Source organism: Serratia sp. KG1D (assembly GCF_037150675.1).
GTDB classification, from domain to species: Bacteria; Pseudomonadota; Gammaproteobacteria; order Enterobacterales; family Enterobacteriaceae; genus Serratia; species Serratia nematodiphila.
The window spans coordinates 81317-102152 of record NZ_JBAGIH010000003.1; the positions used below are offsets into that span (position 1 = coordinate 81317).

Genomic DNA, 20836 nt, shown 5'->3' on the forward strand with positions numbered 1-20836 from the left:
ATGGGCTATACTCGATGGGGTCATTCTTCATCGGAGGTAGCCCATGGCTACGCAAATCTTCGTTAACCTGCCCGTACGCGATCTGCCCGCCTCAATGGCGTTTTTCACCCAGCTCGGCTTCAGCTTCAACCCGCAATTTACCGACGATACCGCCGCCTGCATGGTGGTCAGCGACACGATTTACGTGATGCTGCTGACCCACGACAAATTCAGGATGTTTACCCCGAACCCGATCGGCGACGCCAAACAGGCCACCGAAGTGTTGGTGTGCCTGTCGCAACCCAGCCGGGCGGCGGTGGACGAACTGGTGCGCAAGGCGATCGCCGGCGGCGGCAATACCTATCATCCGCCGCGGGACTATGGCGTGATGTACGGCCACGGATTTCAGGACCTGGACGGCCATATCTGGGAATTGATGTATATGGATCCCGCGGCGGTGCAGGCGCAATAAGCTCGCCGTGAAGCAGGTCGGCAGGGGCGCCGGATCGCCCCGTCTTTTCGCGCACAAGCCATTCCCGCCGTTTTCTGCATAAATTGCCGCGATCTTTAGTTGATTAGACGCTAGGGAAGGCAGGATAATCGTTTGCCTTGAATAAACCACCATAAATCACCCGTACCGCGCGCTGCGAGTTAAACGTTTGCCTGGGTGCGCATCGCCGTTGGCGGTGTGGCATAAGGGCAGGGATGCGTAACGTGACGTAAACGATTACGTGGCGATCGGGCGCGGGCGAGATTACAGGCCTGCTGTGACGGGCCGATTCATGAAACACAGGGGAAGTAACCTATGTCGAACTCTCAAGCGAACCACGCCGCAAAACCAACCGGCGGGCTTGATGGCTATTTTAAAATTTCCGCGCGCGGCAGCAGCGTGCGTCAGGAGGTGGTGGCGGGGCTGACCACCTTCCTGGCGATGGTGTACTCGGTGATCGTGGTGCCGAGCATGCTGGGCAAAGCGGGTTTCCCGCCGGCGGCGGTGTTTGTCTCCACCTGCCTGGTGGCCGGTCTGGGGTCGCTGCTGATGGGGCTGTGGGCTAACCTGCCGATGGCCATCGGCTGTGCGATCTCGTTGACCGCCTTTACCGCCTTCAGCCTGGTGCTGGGCCAGCACATCAGCATTCCGGTGGCGCTGGGCGCGGTGTTCCTGATGGGCGTGCTGTTTACCATTATCTCGGTCACCGGCATCCGCGCCTGGATCCTGCGCAACCTGCCGATGGGCGTGGCGCACGGCACCGGCATCGGCATCGGGCTGTTCCTGCTGCTGATCGCCGCCAACGGCGTCGGCCTGGTGGTGAAGAACCCGCTGGATGGCTTGCCGGTGGCGCTCGGTGCGTTCACCTCTTTCCCGGTCGTCATGACGCTGGTCGGCCTGGCGGTGATCTTCGGCCTGGAGAAACTGCGCGTGCCCGGCGGCATTTTGCTGGTGATCATCGCCATTTCCATCATCGGCCTGATCTTCGACCCGGCGGTGAAATATCAGGGGCTGTTCGCCATGCCGAGCCTGGCGGACGCTGACGGCAAATCGTTGATCTTCAGCCTGGATATCATGGGCGCATTGCAGCCGGTGGTGTTGCCGAGCGTGCTGGCGCTGGTGATGACCGCGGTGTTCGACGCCACCGGCACCATCCGCGCGGTGGCCGGGCAGGCCAACCTGCTGGATAAAGACGGGCAGATCATCAACGGCGGCAAGGCGCTGACCTCGGATTCCCTGAGCAGCATCTTCTCCGGCCTGGTGGGCGCCGCGCCCGCTGCGGTTTATATTGAGTCCGCCGCCGGCACCGCCGCGGGCGGCAAGACCGGCCTGACCGCCACCGTGGTCGGCATTCTGTTCCTGCTGATCCTGTTCCTGTCGCCGCTGGCCTATCTGGTGCCGGTTTACGCCACCGCGCCGGCGCTGATGTACGTCGGCCTGCTGATGCTGAGCAATGTCACCAAGCTGGACTTCAACGACTTCGTCGACGCGATGGCCGGCCTGCTGTGCGCCGTGTTCATCGTGCTGACCTGCAACATCGTCACCGGCATCATGCTGGGCTTCAGCTCGCTGGTCATTGGCCGCATCTTCTCCGGCGAATGGCGCAAGCTGAACATCGGCACCGTGCTGATCGCCGTGGCGCTGGTGGCGTTCTACGCCGGCGGCTGGGCGATTTAAGCCGCTTGGGTTTCCCTCGCCCGCCGGGCGGGGGAGCCTGTTACGGCAATTCCCTTCTTAAGATAAGTCTTCTTCTGCTCTGCACCGCGTTTTGAAAGGCACAACAAGCTTTAACGGCTGTAAAAAAAGTGATCTACTATCGTGACCAACGCAGGCCCTGAGCCGATGTCGTCTGAATCGTAGAGTCTAAGGAAAGCATGGAAATCTTTTTTACAATCCTCATTTTGATCCTGGTGGTCTCCCTGTCCGGGGTGGTGACGCGCATGTTGCCGTTCCAGGTGCCGCTGCCGCTGATGCAAATCGCCATCGGGGCCCTGCTGGCCTGGCCGCATTTCGGGCTGCACGTCGATTTTGATCCCGAACTGTTCCTGGTGCTGTTCATCCCGCCGCTGCTGTTTGCCGACGGCTGGAAAACGCCGACGCGTGAATTCCTGCATCACGGGCGGGAAATTCTCGGCCTGGCGCTGGTGCTGGTGCTGATCACCGTGGTCGGCGTCGGTTATCTGATCTACGCCATGGTGCCGGGCATTCCGCTGGTGGCGGCCTTCGCCCTGGCGGCGGTGCTGTCGCCGACGGATGCCGTGGCGCTGTCCGGCATCGTCGGCAAAGGGCGGATCCCCAAGCCGATCATGGGCGTGCTCGAGGGCGAGGCGCTGATGAACGACGCCTCCGGCCTGGTGTCGCTCAAGTTCGCCATCGCGGTGGCGATGGGCACCATGGTGTTCACCGTGGGCGGCGCGACCCTTGAATTCCTCAAAGTGGCGATCGGTGGCCTGCTGGCCGGCGTGGCGGTCACCTGGACCTACAGTAAATCGCTGCGGGTGATGAGCCGCTGGAGCGGCGACGATCCGGCGACCCAGATCGTGTTCCTGCTGCTGCTGCCGTTCGCGTCCTACCTGATTGCCGAACATATCGGCGTTTCCGGCATCCTGGCGGCGGTGGCGGCGGGGATGACCATCAGCCAGTCCGGCGTGATCCGCAACGCGCCGCTGGCGATGCGTCTGCGCGCCAACAGCGTGTGGGCGATGCTGGAATTCGTGTTCAACGGCATGGTGTTCATCATGTTGGGCCTGCAGCTGCCGGGCATTCTTGAAACCTCCATCCTGCAGGCGGAGCTGGATCCGACCATCCAGACCTGGTACCTGTTCGCCGACGTGGCCACCATCTACGCCGCGCTGTTGGTGCTGCGCTTCACCTGGCTGTGGGTGATGAAGAAGGCCAGCAACCGCTTTATGAAAAAGCGTCCGCTGCAGTTCGGCGATTACAGCACGCGTGAGCTGTGGGTGGCGTCGTTCGCCGGGGTGCGTGGGGCGATTACCCTGGCCGGTGTGCTGTCGATACCGCTGTTGCTGAGCGACGGCACCGCCTTCCCGGCGCGCTATCAGCTGGTGTTTATCGCCGCCGGGGTGATCCTGCTGTCGTTGATCGTCGGCGTGCTGGCGTTGCCGCTGCTGCTGCGCGGCGTGCAGGTCACCGACAAGAGCGCCAGCAAGCAGGAAGAGCGCATGGCGATCGCCATGGCGGCCGAAGTGGCGATTGAGAGCGTGAATAAAATGGAAGAGCGCCTGGTTGCCGATACCGAAGAAAACCTCGATCCGCAGGTGTTGAAAGAGGTCAGCTCGCGGGTGACGGGCATGCTGCGGCGGCGCATCGCGTCGAAAGACGATATCGAGAATGCGCTGGCGATGGAAAACCTCGAGCGGCGTTTCCGCCTGACGGCGCTGCGCGCCGAGCGCGGCGAGCTGTACCACCTGCGCGCCACGCAGAAAATCAGCAACGAGACGCTGCAAAAACTGCTGCACGATCTCGACCTGCTCGAAGCGCTGCTGATCGAACGCGAAGGGTAAATCTCAGAAGAGGAATAAACGTTTTCCTCTCAATTTCTGTCCTGAAGGGCCGCCTGTGCGGCCCTTTTTTTGGTTACTTGAGCGGCGGCCAGTAGTCGCGGCAGCAGGCGATCCAGGCCTGCGCGCTGTGCGACAGGTAGCTGCCCTGGCGCCAGATCAGGCCGATTTTCCACTCCATGCGCGGCTCCAGCGGCAGCCAGACCAGGTTTTCCTTGTCCAGCCAGCGACAAACCGGCTCCGGCAGCATGGCGATGCCCACGCCGGCCTGCACCATCGAGGCGAGAAAGTCCCATTGGCCGCTGCGCACCGCGATTTGCGGTTCAAAGCCGGCCAGGCGAAACGCCTTCATCAGCATTTTGTACAGCGCAAAGTCTTCGTTATAAATCAGGATCGGGCTGTCGGCCAATTCGGCGATATTGATGCTGGTGCGGTTGAGCCACTGCGGCGTGCGCGGCGCCACCACGCACATCGGATGGCCCAGCAGCGGCAGAAAGGTCAGCGGCTGCGCCGAATCGAAGGGCAACACGGTCATCGCCAGATCCAGTTCGCCGGACATCACCGCCTGTTCGACCGACAGCCCGCCCAGCTCGGAAATCTTCAATTCGATGCCGGGGTAGGTCTGGCGAAAGCGGCGGATCAGATCGGCAATCTGCCTGCCGACCATCGGCGGAATGCCCAGCCGCAGCACGCCCTTTTTCACCGAGCTGATGTCTTCCAGCTCCGCCTCCAACTGGCGGAACTCGTCGAGGATCGTCAGGCCGCGCTGGTACACCGCCTGGCCGCTGTCGGTCAGGCGCAGCTTGCGGCCTTCGCGGATCAGCAGCGTGCATTCCAGCTCTTCCTCCAGATGCCGCAGCATTTTGCTGATGGTGGGCTGGGTGACGAACAGTTTTTCCGCCGCGCGGGTGAAGCTTTGCTGGCGCACCACTTCAACGAAGTAGCGCAGGGTGCGGACATCCACGTTAGGGTTCTCCTTGGGGACGCTACCGGCGGGAAACTATTCCCGGACGGCATGATGACGATAATTTTAATTCATTTCAGGCGTGGTTTCCCGGCTGCGTATACTGTAGGCCGTCAATTTATTGTTCGAGGTCATCTTTCATGTCTCTGGCGTTACGCCGCGTTGCCCCCTCCCTGCTGACCCGTTTGCAGGTGCCGATCCAGGTGGCGTTGTATGCGGCGCTGTTTCTGATCGCCGATCGTCTGGTGCAACAATTCCACCTGCCGCTCCCCGCCAATATCGTCGGCATGCTGATGCTGCTGGCGCTGATCCTGCTGCGCATTCTGCCGCTGAGTTGGGTCAAGGCCGGCTCCCGCTGGCTGCTGGCGGAAATGCTGCTGTTTTTCGTGCCGGCGGTGGTGGCGGTGGTCAACTATGCCCAGCTGTTGATGGTCGAAGGCTGGAAGATCTTTTTGGTGATCGCGGTCAGCACCATGCTGACGCTGGGCGCCACCGGGCTGGTGGTGGACAGGGTGTATCGGCTGGAGATTTGGCTGCAGCGGCGGAAGCAGCGCCATGAATGATTTTATCCTCAGTCTGGCCTGTTTTCTGGCGACGCTGGCGCTCTATTTCGCCAACAAGAAACTCTATCGCCGCCGCCGCACGTTGCTGCTGATGCCGCTGGTGCTGACGCCGATGATTCTGGTGTTGCTGCTGGTGGTCACCCACATCTCCTATCAGGACTACATCGGTGAAACCCACTGGCTGCTGTGGCTGCTGGGGCCGGCGACCATCGCCTTCGCGGTGCCGGTGTACGAGAACCTGCATATCATCCGTCGCCACTGGCTGTCGCTGACCGCCGGGGTAACGACCGCGGTGCTGGTAGCGGTTTACAGCTCGGTGTGGCTGGCGCGCCTGCTGACGCTGCCGGAAGAGGTGCAGCGCAGCCTGGCGGTGCGGTCGATCACCACGCCGTTCGCGCTGGAGGCCGCCAAGCAGATGGGGGGCCAACCGGACCTGGTGGCGTTGTTCGTGGTGATCACCGGGGTGTTCGGCATGGCGGTGGGCGACATTCTGTTTCTGCGGCTGGCTGTACGCAGCCGCCTGGCTAAAGGGGCCGGATTTGGCGCATCGTCGCACGGCGCCGGCACCGCCCGCGCCTATGAACTGGGGCCGCAGGAGGGCGTAGTGTCGAGCCTGGTGATGATGTTGGCCGGCATTATCACGGTGGTGGCCGCGCCACTGATCGGCCGGCTGATGTGGTAAGGAGGCGGTCTGCGGCGAACTGCGCCGCAGACCGTAGAGCGTCAAGGAAGGTTGCCGAGCATCGCCGGCGTGCGCGATGACTGTCGCAAGGCGCGTCCTATCTCCTCGTGGCTGAAGATAATGGAGTGATGATTGCAGGGCAACGGATGCACCTGCAGATGTTGACCGATTGCCGACAGGCCATTGTCGGCAATCGCCAGCAGTTCCCGCTCATCGCCCAGGCCGGTGATATTCAGATTTGCATCTTCGGTCGCCTTGAACAGCGTGATGCGTGCATGTTGCAACGGTGCGCTGAGCGTTTGTTTCGCCAATGCCAGCTCCGTCGGCTCTGCCTTTAAGGCCCGGTCGGCGGCCTCGCCGTCAATACCCAACATGGCCAGCATCGCCGCCAGCATGCCCGGCTCGCTGCGGATCTGGAATGGGGTTCGGTAGAAGGTATCAAGCAGGAACAGTTGGATGTCGCGATAGCCCTGGCTTTCCAGTTGAGCGGCCATCTCCAGCGCGATCAGGCCCCCTAGCGACCAACCCAACAGACGGACGGGGCGCGCCGGCGACAGCCGCATATGGCCGAGATAATACGCCGCCAGCTCGCGTAGCGAAGTGATGTGCGGCTGTTGGAACAGGTTGTAATTGTTGATGCCTAACACATTGAAATCTTTCTCTAAATAGTTCGCCAGATCGCGATAAACATCGCAACCGGTGACGGCAGGATGGATCATCCAAACGCTGTCGGGGGTGATGGCGTGGTTCAGGCGCTCTACCTGTTTAAAGGTAAAACTGGCCTGATTCAGACGCGTCAACAGCTGCTGCAGAGGTTCGGAGGTGGCTGGAGCCGTCGCGGGCACGCCGTCGGTGAGAATACGGGCCTGGCCGCGCAGCGTCGAGTGAGCAAACAGCGTCTTAATGCCTAACGAATGCCCGTGTCGCTTCAGTTTAACCAGCAGTTGAATGGCGTGCAGCGAATGGCCGCCCAGCGCGAAGAAATCATCGTCGCGGCCAATGCGCGTTGTGCCCAGCAGTTCGCTCCACAGTTCGGCCAACTGCTGTTCCTGCTCGCCTTGCGGGGCTTCATAAGCAGCGGTTTCCTGCATGTTGGCCGGTGCCGGTAACGCTTTGCGATCCAGCTTGCCGTTGGGCGACAGCGGAAAAGCATCCAGCCGGATAAAACAGGACGGCACCATAAAGTCCGGCAGGTGTTGCTGCAATTGCCGACGCCATTCGGCGGCGTCGGCCGTTTGCTCTGGGGCGATGACATAGGCGACCAGGCGCTTGCCGCCGCTTTCGTCTTCCCGTGCCAGAATGGCGGCGTCTTCAACCCCTGAACACTGTCTGAGCTGTTGCTCGATCTCGCCTAATTCAATGCGCAGGCCGTGGATTTTGACCTGGAAATCGTTTCTGCCCAGATACTCAATGTTGCCATCCGGCAGCCAGCGGGCCAGATCGCCGGTTTTATACAGGCGAGCCTGCGGCTCGGCGCTGAAAGGATCGGCGATAAATCGCTCGGCGCTCAGCGCCGCGCGGTTCAGATAACCACGGGCAACCTGAATACCACCGATATGCAATTCGCCGGCGATGCCAGGCGGTAACGGTTGCAGTTGGTCATCCAGAATATGGAGCTGGGTATTGGCGATCGGTTTACCGATCGGTACCAGCGGGCGAGGATCATCGGGCAGGCATTGCCAGCTGGAAACGTCTACGGCGGCTTCCGTCGGGCCGTAGAGATTGTGCAGTTCCGCCTGCGGCAACTGCTGCAGGCAACGTTGTACCGTAGCGAGCGGCAACGCCTCGCCGCTGCACACGATGCGTTTCAGGGAGGCGCACTGCGCCATATCGCCGTGGCGCAGAAACAGTTGCAGCATAGAGGGGACGAAATGCAGTGTGGTGACGCCATGTTGTGCGATGCAGGCGCTGAGATAATCCGGCTCCTGGTGACCGCCCGGTTTGGCGATGGCCAGCCGGGCGCCGACCATCATCGGCCAGAAAAACTCCCAGACAGAGACGTCGAAGCTGAACGGCGTTTTCTGCAGCACGACATCATCCGGCGTCAGTGTATAAGCCTTTTGCATCCACAGGAGTCGGTTGATCACCCCGCGGTGTTCGTTCATCACCCCTTTGGGTTTCCCCGTCGAGCCGGAGGTGTAAATCACATAAGCCAGGCTGCGCTGTGGATCGGCGGCCAGCGGCGGCGGGTTGCCATCCGGCGCTTGCCGCCACAGATGGCTCTCACGCTGAAGATGCAATCGCGGCACGGCGATATCGCGCAGCGGGTGCAGCGCGTGTTCGCCGCCATCGTCGATCAGAACGAATCTGGCGCCGCAATCTTGCAGCATGTGGCGCAGGCGGTCTTGCGGATAGTCGGGATCGAGCGGTACATAGGCGGCGCCCGCCTTCAGGATGGCGTACAGGGCAATCACCATATCCGGGCTGCGGTTGACGCATACCGCGATGCGATCGTCAGGCTGTAATCCCTGCAGCCTGAGAAAGGCAGCCAATCGATTCGCCCGCTGATTCAGCTGTTGATAACTGATCTCGTGGTCCCCGTAGCACAGCGCCGGCGCTTCTGGCGTCAGCGCGGCCTGCCGTTCCAGGAATTGATGTACGCCTTGCGGCATGTCTGCCCATGTTTGTCGGGTTTCATTCCATTGATGGAAGATTTGCTGTCTTTCCTGCGGCAACAGCAGCGGTAACTGCCCCAGCGGCAGCGCCGGATCGCCGTCCAGTAGCGTGTTCAGCAGGTGCAGTATGCGGGCGGCGATGCGCTCACCATCTTCCTGACTGAACCAGGCCTGATTGAGGTTGAACTCCAACAGCGGGTCGTCGCCCGGATGGTAATGGCGCAGGTAGACGCCGAGGGGCAGCTGTTCCTGACCGTGGTGCAGGTTTTCAACCTTGAACTGGCTGCCTTCCAGTTCGATGTCGGTCGGAAAAACCTCCAGAGAAAAGCTGATGTCGAACAGCTGGCGCCGATCCTGCTGATGCAGGTTCAACTGGCGGTTGAGTTCGGCAATGGGAAAACGCTGGTGACGATAGCACTGGCGCAGCTCGCTGCCGATTTGCCGCAGTAAGTGGCCGAAGGATTGCTGTGAATCGACCGTGATGCGCAGTGGGATCATCGAGGAAAACATGCCCAATGTTTGCTTATGTTCGGCGGTACTGCGGTTATGTACCGGCACGCCCAGCGTGAATTGATCGGTTTGCCAAATCCGGGCGAACCAGGTGGCCAGCAAAGCGCTAAAAAAATGCATTGCAGAACCGCCCTGCGCGGCGGCGTATTGTTCCAACTGTAGGAAACGCTCGCGTGGCAACCGCTTGATTATCTGATGGCTGGGGTAGGTTTGTTGCTCACAGTGATTTTGGCGGCGTTCCAGCATGGAGGGGGGCGCGTCGATGAAACGCTTCAACCAGAAATCACGATCGCGCTCGTAGCGTGGAGACTGCTGATAGGTGCGATCGCTGATGACGAAGTCTTGGTAACGCGAGCGGGGGGCTTCGTTTTTTATCCCTGCTTTTAATTGTTTATAGCGCTCCATGATCATTTTGCTCAGCAGGGAAATTGAGGTGCCGTCCGCAATCAGGTGATGGGAAGCAAGCAGCCATAGCGTGCTGGATCCGCTGACTTTGGCCAGGTGGCAGCGCCAAAGCAGGCTGTCATACAGTGAATAAGGCTGCAGGAATTGAGAACGAAGGTGTGTTTCTGCCAGGCTGATGGCATCTTGTCTGTGCGAAAAATCGTGGTAATGCAGGTCGATATAGGCCCGGTCGCAGGTTTCCTGGGTAATGCCTTGCGGCGTTTCTTTCAGCGTGGTTTGCAACGCATCATGTTGTTGCTGTATTTGCCTTATGGCTTCTTGAAAAAGCGGTAGCGAAATCTCGCGCTCTACGCGCCATAAACACCCAACGTTATATAAGGGGATATCGGGGTTTAAAGATTGGTCTAGCCACACGGCTTGTTGCACGGTCGTCAGGGAATAAGCGGACACGGAACCACCTCCACAAATAAGGAATGAATCGAATTAAATAAAATGAGTCGCAGCCAAGCACTCGAACATTATAAAAGGTGATTGTTAAGTTGGCCTGTTTTCACATTAAATATTTTTAATGGTTTTGTTTAATTATAATTAATTCAATGTATTTACTATTAATGATTTATGTTTTATTTATTTTTAAACTAATTTTTTGCCATTACTTTTGTGGCGTGTTAATCACGATTGACTGGCTTTTCTACGTGGTATTGGTAAGTGTAATTGTGTAATTTATTGTTTTGTTTGTATTTTTTTTTGTTTTTGGTGAAAAAGAGCGGAGCTGAGGCGGTTCGTGGGCGATAACGGAGTGGTATCTCAGCGGGCAAGTTCGGTTGCTTCTCTGCAAGAGATAACAGGCTGAATCATAAAAAATTATAAAGAATCTCTTATGCTGTATTATTATAAAAGAAATAATAATGAATAATAAGAAGTAAAGCTTATTGTGATTTCATGCATTTCTTTATTCGTAATTCTGCTGTTAACTTTCATAGGAGTGTGACGTTTCAATTAAACTGCGATGAATGATCCGTTATTGGACAATTAATGGATTAACTTTAATGAGATAATAAATGTGAAACGTTGATGCCGAGTGATACCCGAAATGAAAGGCGCAACGAGAACCCTGTCTCGCTGCGGCTCGATCCTACGGGGAGGTAGCAGGTTAGCAGACGGCGGCTTTGACGAGTTCCACTACCAGCGGCGAAAGCTCGCCGCGCAGTGCAGCGCGTTCCGACTGGAACAGCGTGGCGACGTAAAAACGCCGCTCCGGCAGTTCGATGGCGCGCACGTCGCCTTCGGCATCGTGGCCGCTGATGATCAGCGGGAAGCGCTCAAGGTCGGCGACGAAGTCCGGATCCACGCCAAAGTTGCAGTGGTAGCCTTCATGGGTGTTCAGGCTGCCGTAGGCCTGCGCGACACGGGTGTCAGGCTGAAAAACGATGTCGCCGGTTTTTTCCACCAGCGAGCAGCTCAGCGGGGCGATCACCAACCGGCCACCGCTGTCGGTTTCCGCATGGCCGGCGTCGTGCCAGCCCATCACGTTGCGGGCGTACTCGATGATGGCGTACTGAAAGCCGCCGCAGGAACCGAGGAACGGCACGTCGTTTTCCCGCGCATGCCTGATCGCCATCAAGGCGCCGTCGTCGTGACAATATGGGCTGCCTGGCACCACCCAGATGGCATCGAAATCTTGCAGGACATCGGGGGAGGTCAGGGTTTCGGTCGGTAGCCACTGGGGCTGCACGTCGATGTCGAGATGGGCGGCGGTGAGCTGGAGCGCCACGGGGATGGCCTGATGGGCCACGGCTTGCGGGTTGTAATCACCGACCAGAGCAATGCGGACTTGAGCTTTCATCATTTCCTTTCCTGTGCGGGTAAAGAAGGAGATTACAGGAAAGCGAAATGTTGAGCCGCAGATTTTTTAAACGCGGCGCACAAAAAAGCCCGGCGTCGGCCGGGCTGGAAAACGGGGCTCAGTACAGCGACGGCGCGCCGACCGGCCGGGTTTTGAAGCGGCGATGCAGCCACAGATATTGCTCCGGCGCCCGCATGATCTCTTTTTCGATCACTTTGTTCATATAAGCCGCCGCCGCCTGTTCGTCGCTGAGCGGGTAGCCTTCCAGGGCCGGCTGGATCAGCAGGTCGTAGCCGCGGCCGCCTTCACGGCGGATCAGCACCACCGGCACCAGCGCCGGGTTGGCCATGCGCGCCAGCATGAAGGTGCCGCTGGTGGTGGCGGCCTGATCGACGGCGAACAGCGGCGCGAATACGCTGCCGCGCGGGCCGTAATCTTGATCCGGCGCGAACCAGACCGCCTCACCGCGCTTGAGTGCGTGCACCATGCCGCGCAGATCCTTGCGATCGATCATCGCCTTGTTGGAGCGCATGCGGCCCTTGGTTTGCGCCCACTCCATCGCCTTGTTGTTGTGCGGGCGGTACATCGCCATCATCGGTTGGCACAGGCCCATTGCCCGGCCGCCCAGCTCAAGCGACATAAAGTGCACGCCGATCACCAGCACGCCGCGGTCGTCACGCTGCGCCATTTTGAGGTGGTTGATGCCGGAGACGTTAAACCAGCGCTTAACGCGTTTATCCGACCAGAACCAGGCCATGCCGGTTTCCAGCAGGCCCATGCCGAGGGACTCAAAGTTGCCCACTACTTTACGCTCGCGCTGTGTTTCGTCCATTTCGGGGAAGCACAGTTCGAGGTTGCGGCGGGTGATGGCGACGCGACGCTTAAGAAAGCGCATCGAGGTGCGCCCCATCCATACGCCAAGGCGGTTAAGCAGCGGGTAGGGGAGTTGCACCAGCAGGAACAACAGGGCCAGGCCGAACCAGGTCAGCCAGTAGCGCGGGTGCAGCAAGGAAAGTTGAAATCTCTTTTGGCGTTTCATAGCAGCTCGTTTATGCGTTAGGGGGTAGCAACCTGTAGCGCATAAAGGATCCACTCGATAGCGATACAACTACTCAGACACCCGGGGACGGCCAGGGTTTAGTCAGAATTCCATAATTGACTAAACATTTACATTCGAAGGGCGGTTTGCGCTGCTATCAGGCTTCGGAGGGATAGCTGTTGGCCAGCGGAGGCGGCTCTAGGAATGCGTATGTTAACACAGGGTACGGGGTACAGAGGAAGAGAGGCATGCGAATATTCTCATTCGCGTTGCCTCTGGATTGACGATTGGCGACGGTTTACAGGCTGGGGAGGATGATGGCGGCGAAAATGGCGGCGATCACCAGCCATTTCAGCAGATAGTAACCGCGGCGATTACGCGCCTTCAGGCGCTGGCCGGCGTCGCGCACCGCGTTGACGTATTTGAAGATGCGGTTGATGCCGCCGGTGCGGTCCTGATCGTCGTTCGGCGAACTGGCCGCCGACATCAGCGTAGCGCCGACCCAGTGGTTGACCGCTTGCGCCCAGCGCCATTTCATTGGCCGCTCGACGTCGCAAAACAGAATGATGCGCGTCTGATCGGTGGCGTTCTGCGCCCAGTGCACGTAGGTTTCGTCGAAGATCACCGCTTGGCCGTCGCGCCAGCTGTGCTGCTCGCCGTCCACCTCGATGAAGCAGCGATCGTCGTTGGGCGTCATCAGCCCCAGGTGATAGCGCACCGAGCCGGCGTAAGGATCGCGGTGTTTACCCAAATGGCTGCCGGGCGGCAGCTCGGCGAACATCGCCGCCTTGACCGATGGGATGCGGTTGAGCAGCTCGACGGTTTTCGGGCACAGCGTTTGCGCCGAAGGGTGGCTGTCGCTGTACCATTTCAGATAGAAACGTTTCCAGCCGCGTTTGAAGAAGGTGTTGAAGCCGGCGTCGTTGTGCGACTGCGCCTTTTTGATGTGATCCTGCAAGCGCACGGCTTCCTCGCGGATCACCTGCCAGTTGTCGGTCAGCGTTTGCAGCTCCGGGAAGCCTTTTTCGTCGAAATAGGGCTGTTTGGCGGGCAAACGTGAGAAACCGGTCATAAACATGTTAATCGGCCCCATAAACGTGGAGTGATCGAACAGCTGGCGGGTAAGCTTTTGTTTCTCTTTGCCGCGGGAGTGTGCGTAGAGGAAGCTGATGATAAAAATGCCGATAATGATCGCGGCAACCATAGAATCCATCCCTGTTGGTGCTTGTTAAAAATTCGTACAAATTATAGTTTTGTGACAGGAAAAATTTAACTTTTTCGTGCGCTTTCCCTGCGTGTGCTGCTTGTTGGCATAAAAAATCAATAAAATGATTTGTAATGAAATTTTATATCGATTTTTTTGGTTTTAGTCCTATTCTTAAATCGTTAAAGGGGTGTTTCATGCCATCTTGTTTCATGACGAATAGCACGTATCTGAGAAAAGAGGGACTTATGAAAAAATCAATCATTGCCTTGTCTGCACTGCTGCTCGCTTCCCCGGTGTTCGCTGCTGAAACCGCGACCGACACCGCCGCTCATGCCAGCAACGAAGTCGTCGCCGAGGCGCACAAAGGGGCGGATACCGCCAAAGAAAAGCTGCACCAGTCTCAGGACAAGGGTGAAGAGCTGAAGCTGAAAGCCAAGCATGCCGCCGAAGGCAAGAGCGACAGCGTCGGCAGCAAAGTGAGCGAAGGTTCGCAAAAGGCCTGGCACTCCACCAAACAGGGATCGGAGAAGGCTTGGGACAAGACCAAGCAAGGGGCGGAAAGCCTCAAGAACAAAGTGACCGAGTAAGGTCTCCGCTTTACCCCAAGGGCCGCGCTGCGGCCTTTTTTATTGCCTGCAATCCAGAGCCGATGCCCCGCTTTGTCGCCCCGATTAAAACGTGAGAGTATTCTCCATCTATTGGCTATTGGCGGCTCAATCGTAAGCAAGAAGGAAGCGCTATGAAATCCCACTGGATAAGGCGTTTATTGACACCCCCACCAGCCTGGACAGGCAGAGCATCGGTTATCTTGGGCCTGCTGGTGTTTGTGGTGTTGAGCGGGCTGGATAGCCTGGGCGTGGATTTGGACGGGTGGAAACGCTACGTGATGATCGCGGGCGTGGCGGGTATTTGCTATTTCTTTGCCGGATATATTGATAAGCGCATTCCGCGCAAATCCTCGCCAATGTAGGCACAAGTCAGAAAAAGAAAAAGGCGCTTATCAAATGAGATAAAGCGCCTTTTCAACACGTTAACTGACTAGTATCAGTTCATGCCGTATTTTTTCAGCTTCTTGCGCAGCGTGCCGCGGTTGATGCCCATCATCAGGGCTGCGCGGGTCTGGTTGCCACGGGTGTATTGCATCACCATGTCCAACAGTGGCTGTTCAACTTCAGCCAGTACCAGCTCATACAGGTCATTTACGTCTTGACCGTTCAGTTGAGCAAAATAGTTCTTCAGTGCTTGTTTAACCGAGTCACGCAGAGGCTTTTGAGTCACCTGATCTTGTGAGTTAACGGTAGAAACGGTCAGTACGTCAGAATTTACGCGTTGTTCGAACATAGTTCTGTCAGCTCTTTTTTTACGCTAAGATTTTCGAAATATGCCTCCAACGCCTCCAGCTGTTCGCTGGCATCCTCTATGGCGTTGAATGTGCGCCGAAACTGGTCATTCGGAGCGTGTTCCTGGAGATACCAGGACACGTGCTTACGAGCAATCCGGAATCCCTTGCCTTGGCCATAGAAGCCGTGCAATTCCCGAATGTGCCCAATCAACAAGCGCTTCACCTCGCCAAGCGGCAGCGGCGGCAGCAACTCCCCAGTGTCCAGATAATGCTGGATTTCCCGGAAGATCCAGGGTCTCCCCTGAGCAGCGCGGCCTATCATCAGGGCATCAGCCCCGGTGTAGTCGAGCACTGCTCTGGCTTTATGCGGGTCAGTAATATCCCCATTCGCGATAATCGGAATGGAAACACTCTGCTTAACTGCCCGAATGCTGTCGTATTCCGCGTCGCCGTTAAACAGACAGGCGCGGGTTCGGCCGTGAATCGTCAGGGCCTGAATACCACAGTCTTCGGCCAGTTGGGCAATCTCTACACAGTTACGGTGCTCTGGCGCCCAGCCGGTGCGAATCTTCAGCGTTACCGGCACATCCACTGCGTCAACCACCGCGTGGAGGATCTGTTTTACCAGATCCGGGTACTGCAACAAGGCGGACCCGGCAAGCTTCCGGTTCACTTTTTTGGCCGGGCATCCCATATTGATGTCGATGATCTGCGCGCCGCTGGCCACGTTGATACGCGCGGCGGCGGCCATATCATCAGGATCGCATCCGGCAATCTGCACGGAGCGGATCCCTGGTTCATCGCTATGCACCATACGCAGACGCGACTTATCCGTCCGCCACACCTCCGGGTTGGAGGAGAGCATTTCGGATACAGCCATCCCAGCACCCATTGCATGACAGAGGGTTCTGAACGGGCGATCTGTAATACCGGCCATCGGGGCCGCAATCAGGCAATTAGTAAGCTGGTGGTGTCCAATGCGCATAGACAAAGAGTGACCATACTGTGTCCGCAAGGGCGCGTATATTACGCATTTTTGCGCCGAGATGAAAGGCCAAACTTTAACCAATTGGCTCGCTATTAGGGCAAAAAATGCGCTGCACAGTGATTCATAAAAATATTGTATATATTTTACAATGAGTTGACGAAAAGTGCTTATTTTGTGTGCGGTAAAATATTCGCCTTCGCGCAGGATATTATCTGCATTCGCCCGCTATTTTTGCCGGGATAACCTGCCTGGAAGGCGCATTGTCAGGGCGATCCATCGTTGAAAGGCAAAAAATTGCATAAAATTTTGTCTTGCCCGTGGGGCGATCGCCGGACAAAAAAAATCCACCGGCGCGGGGCCGGTGGATGAGGGAGCAATATATCGTGACGCTTACTTACGGCGGCCGGTAATGCGGCACCACTCTTCACGCTCGGCGACCGGATCGAGCGTGAATTTCTCTTCGTAGGCTTCCGCAACGCTGCTCGCCTGGCTGGCCAGCACGCCGGACAGCCCCAAATGACCGCCGGCCTTCGGCAGGCAACCGATCAGCGGCGCCAGTTCGCGCAGCGGGCCGGCGAGGATGTTGGCGACCACCACGTCCGCCAGCAGGTCCGCCGGCTGGTCTTTCGGCAGATACAGCTCCAGACGCTCTGAGACGCCGTTACGCTGCGCGTTGTCGCGGCTGGCCTGAATGGCCTGAGGATCGATGTCGATGCCGATAGCGCGCGCCGCACCCAGCTTCAGCGCGGCGATCGCCAGGATGCCGGAACCGCAGCCGAAATCGATGACGGTTTTGCCAGCCAGATCGAGGCCGTCCAGCCACTGCAGACACAGCGCGGTGGTCGGGTGGGTGCCGGTGCCGAACGCCAGGCCCGGATCGAGCATCACGTTGACCGCGTCGGGATCCGGCACGTCGCGCCAGCTCGGGCAGATCCACAAGCGCTCGCCGAAGCGCATCGGGTGGAAGTTGTCCATCCATTCGCGCTCCCAGTCCTTGTCTTCCAGCTGCTCTATCTTGTGGCGGAATCCGGCGCCCAGCAGCGGGTGCTGTTCCAGCATCGCCACCACGTCGGTCATATCGGTTTCCGCGTCGTACAGGCCGATCACATCGGTATCGCCCCACAGCAGGGTTTCACCCGGCAGCGGCTCGAACACCGGGTTGTCGTGGGTGTCCTGGAAGGTCACCGACACGGCGCCGCTTTCCACCAGCGCGTCGCTCAGGTCTTCCGCCTGGCTGCCGGTGGTGTTCAGTTTGAGTTGGATCCAAGGCATAGCAATTCTCTTCAAGAGGGTAATGATGACGCCGCCCGGCGCTTTTCGCCGACGACGTTACCGAGATAAAACGCCAACAGGCTGAGCAACAGCGAAGGCACGATAGGATGCAGCCCCGCCGGTTGCAGGTTGAAGCTGGCCAATAGCGTATAGCATACCGCACCCGACACCATTGAGCTAAGTGCTCCCTGAGCATTGGCGCGTTCCCAATACAGGCCCAGCACCAGCGGCCACAGGAAGACCGCCTCCAGCCCGCCGAAAGCCAGCAGGTTGAGCCAGATGATCATCTCCGGCGGGCGCCAGGCCGCCAGCAGCACCAGCAGGCCGAGGATCAGCGTGGTCAGGCTGGAGAAGCGCTTGATCAGCCGCTCGTTGTGGATCTGCTGCGGCCGCACGCCAAGGTAGAGATCCTTGATGATGGTGGCGGAGGATTGCAGCAGCTGGGCGTTGATGGTCGACATGATCGCCGCCATCGGCGCCGCCAAAAAGATCCCGGCGGCGTACGGCGGCAGCACGGTGATCATCAGCGTCGGGATCACCTGGTCGGGGATCTTGAGATCCGGCAACACCGCGCGGCCGAGCGCGCCGGCCAGGTGCATGCCGAACATCAGCACCGCCACCACCACGGTGCCGAGCAGAATGCCGCGATGCACCGCCTTGCTGTCCTTGTAGGAGATGCAGCGCACGGCGGTGTGCGGCAGGCCGATCACCCCGAAGCACACCAGGATCCAGAATGACGCCATAAACGGCAGGCTGAGGATCTGATCGCCGCCCTGCGGCGACACCAGCGCCGGATCGATCTGCTGCAGTTTGCTCACTGCGCTGTCCAGTCCGCCGGCGGCATGGATCACGGCCACCAGCAGCAGCACGGTGCCGAGCAGCATCACCAGCCCCTGCATGGCGTCGTTCAGCACGCTGGCGCGGAAGCCGCCGAAGGCGGTGTACAGCGCGATGCTGATGCCGAAGATCAACAGGCCGGTGTCGTAAGGAATGCCGGCGGCGGTCTCCAGCAGGCGTGCGCCGCCGATGAACTGCACCGTCATGGCGCCGAGGAACGCCACCAGCAGGCTGAGGCTGGCCAGCCACACCAGCAGGCGGCTTTGGTAGCGGCCATACAGCATGTCATTGAGAGTAATGGCGTTGTAGCGCCGCGCCAGGATGGCGAATTTCTTGCCCAGCACGCCGAGCGACAGCCACACCGCAGGCAGTTGGATCATCGCCAGCAGCACCCAGCCCAGGCCGTATTTGTAGGCGGCGCCGGGCCCGCCGATAAAAGAACTGGCGCTGATGTAGGTGGCGGTCAGGGTCATCGCCAGCACAAAGCCGCCCATCGAGCGGTTGCCGAGGAAATATTCGCTGAGGAAGTTTCCGTTCTGGCGGCGTCGATAGGCGTACACCGACAGGCCGAACACCAGCAACAGGTAGGCGACCAGCGGCAGGATCACTTCAGTTTGCATCGCGGTCCTCCAGCGAAATGTCGCGGAACACCGTGCGCACCATCAGCCAGCACAGGCCGATGAACAGCAGCGGCACCAGCAGGCAGGCCATTTCGAACCAGTGCGGCAGGCCGGTGACGCCGATGGCGCTGTCCGGCAGGTAGGCCGCCAGCCCCCAGGCCAGCAGGTAGAGCAGCGTCAGCCCCAGCGCCCAGCGCGCTTCGCGGTGCGCCTGAATAAAGCGTTTGTCCATCAGTGTCCCCCATAGGTTTACGATGATGGCTTGTGACAAGAACAGATGAAGGAACAGGATTGTACGGAATGTGCGGCGTTTGGCTAATAAATTATTTACCTTTCCGGTGAACGCAACGGGGCGATGGAAAGAAAAGAGGGGGGTAAATATATAAATTTTTACCGGTTTACTTCGATGAGAAAATAATTAAAGAGAATGGGAAAGGAATGGGTTTTATATTGGTTGGCGCAACCGGAATCGAACCAGGTGACCTCTGTGAAGTATGACACAGCGCTCTACCACTGAGCTACACGCCTGCAATAAACAAATTTATAACATCTCCTAATCATTCATGTAAATAGATTTCTTTTATTTTTTGGCATTAAATAAATCGTTCGATTAAATAATGACCCGCATATCCTTCGCTATTTATTTACTGTGATTAATATCACGATAAAGCCGCCCCGTTAATACGTTTAAACAAGGGCGGCGTTAATTAGCGGGTTAACAATATCACGCGGTTATCGTTCTTTTCTCAGATATTCTTTCCGAAATAGTATAAAGAACGATGACGCCGATGCATAAAAAGAACATCACGGCATACAGGGCGCCACCGCCACCTTGTTTTAACAGCAAACCGCCGACAAAAGGGGCGAGCGCCAGGCCAAATTCGTAAAACGTGGCGGCACCGAAGTAAGCCCCTTTTAGGTTAGCCGGCGCCATACGATCAATTTGTATATTGAGCGTAGGGAACAGGATGACTTCGCCGAGGCTGAGCAGGAACATGGCGACCAACCACAGCACCCAGCTTTCACTGGAAACCAGCAGGAAGACAATTTGTGAAAGCGCGAGAAAGAACACGCCCAGGCTGGTTTTCAGTGCCAATGATATGCGACGGGTAAAGCGCTCGGTGAAATACTGCAGCGTTATCACCGTGGCTGCATTGATGAATATCAGCACGCTGAGCAGGTATTCGGGGTTGTACACCTGGCTGATCATGAGGTATTGCGGCAGCGTCACGTCGATCTGCCCGTAGACCAGCATCACCAAAATGTTGGCGACTACCAACACCTTGAACGCCTGATCGTTCCAGATAATCCGCAAAGAGCCAATGAACGAGAAGGTGGCGTTGCGCGTTTCTTTACCGTGCCCCGCTTTGAATACCGCGAGCACCAGCAGCAAATAGCAAAGGAACGACAATGCGGTGACGAAGAAGGTGGCTTTCTGCGCCGTCAGCCCGAGAGCGACACCCACTAATGGGCCTACGGCTGCGCCCACGTTCATCAGGAAGTAGCGGATGTTCAACGCGCGTTCTCGCTCTTGCCTGTCATGGAGAATATCGCCGATCACCGCTTTGCTGGCGGGTTCGATCAATGAGCGCGAAATGCCATTGAGTAAAATACCGACAAAATACCACGTCGGTGAGTTGGCCAACGCAAGTACGCTAAATGAAATGATAGCGGCAATTGCACCGAGAATAATCAACGTGCGACGGCCATATTTGTCTGATGCGCCACCGAAGAGATAGCCGAAAGAAATAGACACGATAAGTGATACGCTCATCATGACGCCGATTTCCACCGGAGTCATCGCGTAGTTATTTCTCATGAGAATGGTAATGAATGGCCAAATCATGAAAAAGCAGGCGCGCGTCAAAAACGTCCCGATAAAGATAACCCATATTTCTTTTGGGAAATAAGGGATGAATGTTGACCTCAAGGCGGTTTCTCCTTAAATGTTGCTCG

The 20836-nt window shown here is 57.9% G+C and carries 18 protein-coding genes and 1 tRNA gene; 7 read left to right on the forward strand and 12 right to left on the reverse strand.

All coding sequences use genetic code 11. The features are described from left to right. The first annotated feature begins 43 nt into the window (after nt 1-43). From WFM45_RS15485 to WFM45_RS15495, 3 genes are all read left to right on the forward strand, one after another. On the forward strand, nt 44-451 hold the full coding sequence (locus WFM45_RS15485) for a VOC family protein (protein ID WP_015379207.1): 408 nt from the start codon (nt 44-46) through the stop codon (nt 449-451). Nucleotides 452-784: 333 nt separating this feature from the next. Next, nucleotides 785-2146, forward strand: coding sequence for an NCS2 family permease (locus WFM45_RS15490; protein ID WP_004936819.1), 1362 nt, complete (start codon nt 785-787; stop codon nt 2144-2146). 197 nt (nt 2147-2343) lie between these two features. Next, complete coding sequence (locus tag WFM45_RS15495) at nt 2344-3993, forward strand: Na+/H+ antiporter (protein ID WP_004936822.1); 1650 nt, start codon at nt 2344-2346, stop codon at nt 3991-3993. A 73-nt stretch (nt 3994-4066) separates the two neighbouring features. Here WFM45_RS15495 and WFM45_RS15500 read toward each other — a convergent pair whose 3' ends face one another. Then, the gene (locus WFM45_RS15500) at nt 4067-4954 is read right to left on the reverse strand and encodes a LysR family transcriptional regulator (RefSeq protein ID WP_004936826.1); all 888 of its coding nucleotides are present in this window, start codon (nt 4952-4954) and stop codon (nt 4067-4069) included. 140 nt (nt 4955-5094) lie between these two features. Between WFM45_RS15500 and WFM45_RS15505 the strand changes: the two genes are divergently transcribed. Then, nucleotides 5095-5517 (forward strand): CidA/LrgA family protein, encoded by a 423-nt coding sequence (locus WFM45_RS15505; protein WP_004936830.1) that lies wholly within the window; start codon nt 5095-5097, stop codon nt 5515-5517. After that, entirely contained in the window at nt 5510-6199 is a 690-nt protein-coding gene (locus WFM45_RS15510) for an LrgB family protein (RefSeq protein ID WP_004936833.1), read from the forward strand. Before WFM45_RS15505 ends, WFM45_RS15510 begins: the two co-directional genes overlap by 8 nt. A gap of 41 nt (nt 6200-6240) precedes the next feature. Here the strand turns inward: WFM45_RS15510 and WFM45_RS15515 are convergent, their stop codons facing one another. From WFM45_RS15515 to lpxO, 4 genes are all read right to left on the reverse strand, one after another. Beyond that, nucleotides 6241-10179 (reverse strand): non-ribosomal peptide synthetase, encoded by a 3939-nt coding sequence (locus WFM45_RS15515; RefSeq protein ID WP_085337196.1) that lies wholly within the window; start codon nt 10177-10179, stop codon nt 6241-6243. A gap of 703 nt (nt 10180-10882) precedes the next feature. Then, nucleotides 10883-11578 carry a CTP synthase C-terminal region-related (seleno)protein gene (locus WFM45_RS15520; protein ID WP_336956340.1) on the reverse strand — a complete coding sequence of 232 codons (696 nt, stop codon included), beginning with the start codon at nt 11576-11578 and terminating at the stop codon, nt 10883-10885. A 115-nt stretch (nt 11579-11693) separates the two neighbouring features. Next, nucleotides 11694-12614 (reverse strand): kdo(2)-lipid IV(A) palmitoleoyltransferase, encoded by a 921-nt coding sequence (gene lpxP, locus WFM45_RS15525; protein ID WP_033631986.1) that lies wholly within the window; start codon nt 12612-12614, stop codon nt 11694-11696. Nucleotides 12615-12912: 298 nt separating this feature from the next. Next, nucleotides 12913-13818, reverse strand: a complete 906-nt coding sequence (gene lpxO, locus WFM45_RS15530; RefSeq protein ID WP_004936848.1) for a lipid A hydroxylase LpxO — start codon at nt 13816-13818, stop codon at nt 12913-12915. Nucleotides 13819-14066: 248 nt separating this feature from the next. On the opposite strand from lpxO, the gene WFM45_RS15535 reads away from it, so the two are divergent. Beyond that, the gene (locus tag WFM45_RS15535) at nt 14067-14408 is read left to right on the forward strand and encodes a hypothetical protein (protein ID WP_004936850.1); all 342 of its coding nucleotides are present in this window, start codon (nt 14067-14069) and stop codon (nt 14406-14408) included. Nucleotides 14409-14560: 152 nt separating this feature from the next. Further along, nucleotides 14561-14791 (forward strand): hypothetical protein, encoded by a 231-nt coding sequence (locus tag WFM45_RS15540; RefSeq protein ID WP_131165448.1) that lies wholly within the window; start codon nt 14561-14563, stop codon nt 14789-14791. A 74-nt stretch (nt 14792-14865) separates the two neighbouring features. Here WFM45_RS15540 and fis read toward each other — a convergent pair whose 3' ends face one another. The 7 genes from fis to WFM45_RS15575 all read right to left on the reverse strand — a co-directional run bounded on the left by fis (nt 14866) and on the right by WFM45_RS15575 (nt 20810). After that, nucleotides 14866-15162 (reverse strand): DNA-binding transcriptional regulator Fis, encoded by a 297-nt coding sequence (gene fis, locus WFM45_RS15545; RefSeq protein ID WP_000462905.1) that lies wholly within the window; start codon nt 15160-15162, stop codon nt 14866-14868. Beyond that, a complete protein-coding gene (gene dusB / locus WFM45_RS15550; protein WP_085337224.1) occupies nt 15144-16148 on the reverse strand; it encodes a tRNA dihydrouridine synthase DusB in 1005 nt (334 codons plus the stop codon). Before dusB ends, fis begins: the two co-directional genes overlap by 19 nt. Nucleotides 16149-16541: 393 nt before the next feature. Next, complete coding sequence (prmA, locus tag WFM45_RS15555; protein ID WP_048325615.1) at nt 16542-17423, reverse strand: 50S ribosomal protein L11 methyltransferase; 882 nt, start codon at nt 17421-17423, stop codon at nt 16542-16544. Between the two features lie 11 nt (nt 17424-17434). Continuing rightward, complete coding sequence (gene panF / locus WFM45_RS15560; protein ID WP_004936863.1) at nt 17435-18880, reverse strand: sodium/pantothenate symporter; 1446 nt, start codon at nt 18878-18880, stop codon at nt 17435-17437. Next, the gene (locus WFM45_RS15565; protein ID WP_004936865.1) at nt 18870-19112 is read right to left on the reverse strand and encodes a YhdT family protein; all 243 of its coding nucleotides are present in this window, start codon (nt 19110-19112) and stop codon (nt 18870-18872) included. Before WFM45_RS15565 ends, panF begins: the two co-directional genes overlap by 11 nt. 219 nt (nt 19113-19331) lie before the next feature. Next, nucleotides 19332-19408: transfer RNA gene (locus WFM45_RS15570), tRNA-OTHER, on the reverse strand. 196 nt (nt 19409-19604) lie between these two features. Continuing rightward, nucleotides 19605-20810, reverse strand: coding sequence for an MDR family MFS transporter (locus tag WFM45_RS15575; protein ID WP_280597714.1), 1206 nt, complete (start codon nt 20808-20810; stop codon nt 19605-19607). Nucleotides 20811-20836: the final 26 nt, after the last annotated feature.

What these genes read in the sequence shown, in the direction of transcription:
- WFM45_RS15540 (WP_131165448.1), top strand. Translation starts at nt 14,561, where the DNA reads ATGAAATCCCACTGGATAAGGCGTTTATTGACACCCCCACCAGCCTGG.
- dusB (WP_085337224.1), bottom strand. Translation starts at nt 16,148, where the DNA reads ATGCGCATTGGACACCACCAGCTTACTAATTGCCTGATTGCGGCCCCG.
- WFM45_RS15485 (WP_015379207.1), top strand. Translation starts at nt 44, where the DNA reads ATGGCTACGCAAATCTTCGTTAACCTGCCCGTACGCGATCTGCCCGCC.
- WFM45_RS15495 (WP_004936822.1), top strand. Translation starts at nt 2,344, where the DNA reads ATGGAAATCTTTTTTACAATCCTCATTTTGATCCTGGTGGTCTCCCTG.
- WFM45_RS15535 (WP_004936850.1), top strand. Translation starts at nt 14,067, where the DNA reads ATGAAAAAATCAATCATTGCCTTGTCTGCACTGCTGCTCGCTTCCCCG.
- WFM45_RS15510 (WP_004936833.1), top strand. Translation starts at nt 5,510, where the DNA reads ATGAATGATTTTATCCTCAGTCTGGCCTGTTTTCTGGCGACGCTGGCG.
- panF (WP_004936863.1), bottom strand. Translation starts at nt 18,880, where the DNA reads ATGCAAACTGAAGTGATCCTGCCGCTGGTCGCCTACCTGTTGCTGGTG.
- prmA (WP_048325615.1), bottom strand. Translation starts at nt 17,423, where the DNA reads ATGCCTTGGATCCAACTCAAACTGAACACCACCGGCAGCCAGGCGGAA.
- fis (WP_000462905.1), bottom strand. Translation starts at nt 15,162, where the DNA reads ATGTTCGAACAACGCGTAAATTCTGACGTACTGACCGTTTCTACCGTT.
- WFM45_RS15490 (WP_004936819.1), top strand. Translation starts at nt 785, where the DNA reads ATGTCGAACTCTCAAGCGAACCACGCCGCAAAACCAACCGGCGGGCTT.
- lpxP (WP_033631986.1), bottom strand. Translation starts at nt 12,614, where the DNA reads ATGAAACGCCAAAAGAGATTTCAACTTTCCTTGCTGCACCCGCGCTAC.
- lpxO (WP_004936848.1), bottom strand. Translation starts at nt 13,818, where the DNA reads ATGGTTGCCGCGATCATTATCGGCATTTTTATCATCAGCTTCCTCTAC.
- WFM45_RS15520 (WP_336956340.1), bottom strand. Translation starts at nt 11,578, where the DNA reads ATGATGAAAGCTCAAGTCCGCATTGCTCTGGTCGGTGATTACAACCCG.
- WFM45_RS15505 (WP_004936830.1), top strand. Translation starts at nt 5,095, where the DNA reads ATGTCTCTGGCGTTACGCCGCGTTGCCCCCTCCCTGCTGACCCGTTTG.
- WFM45_RS15565 (WP_004936865.1), bottom strand. Translation starts at nt 19,112, where the DNA reads ATGGACAAACGCTTTATTCAGGCGCACCGCGAAGCGCGCTGGGCGCTG.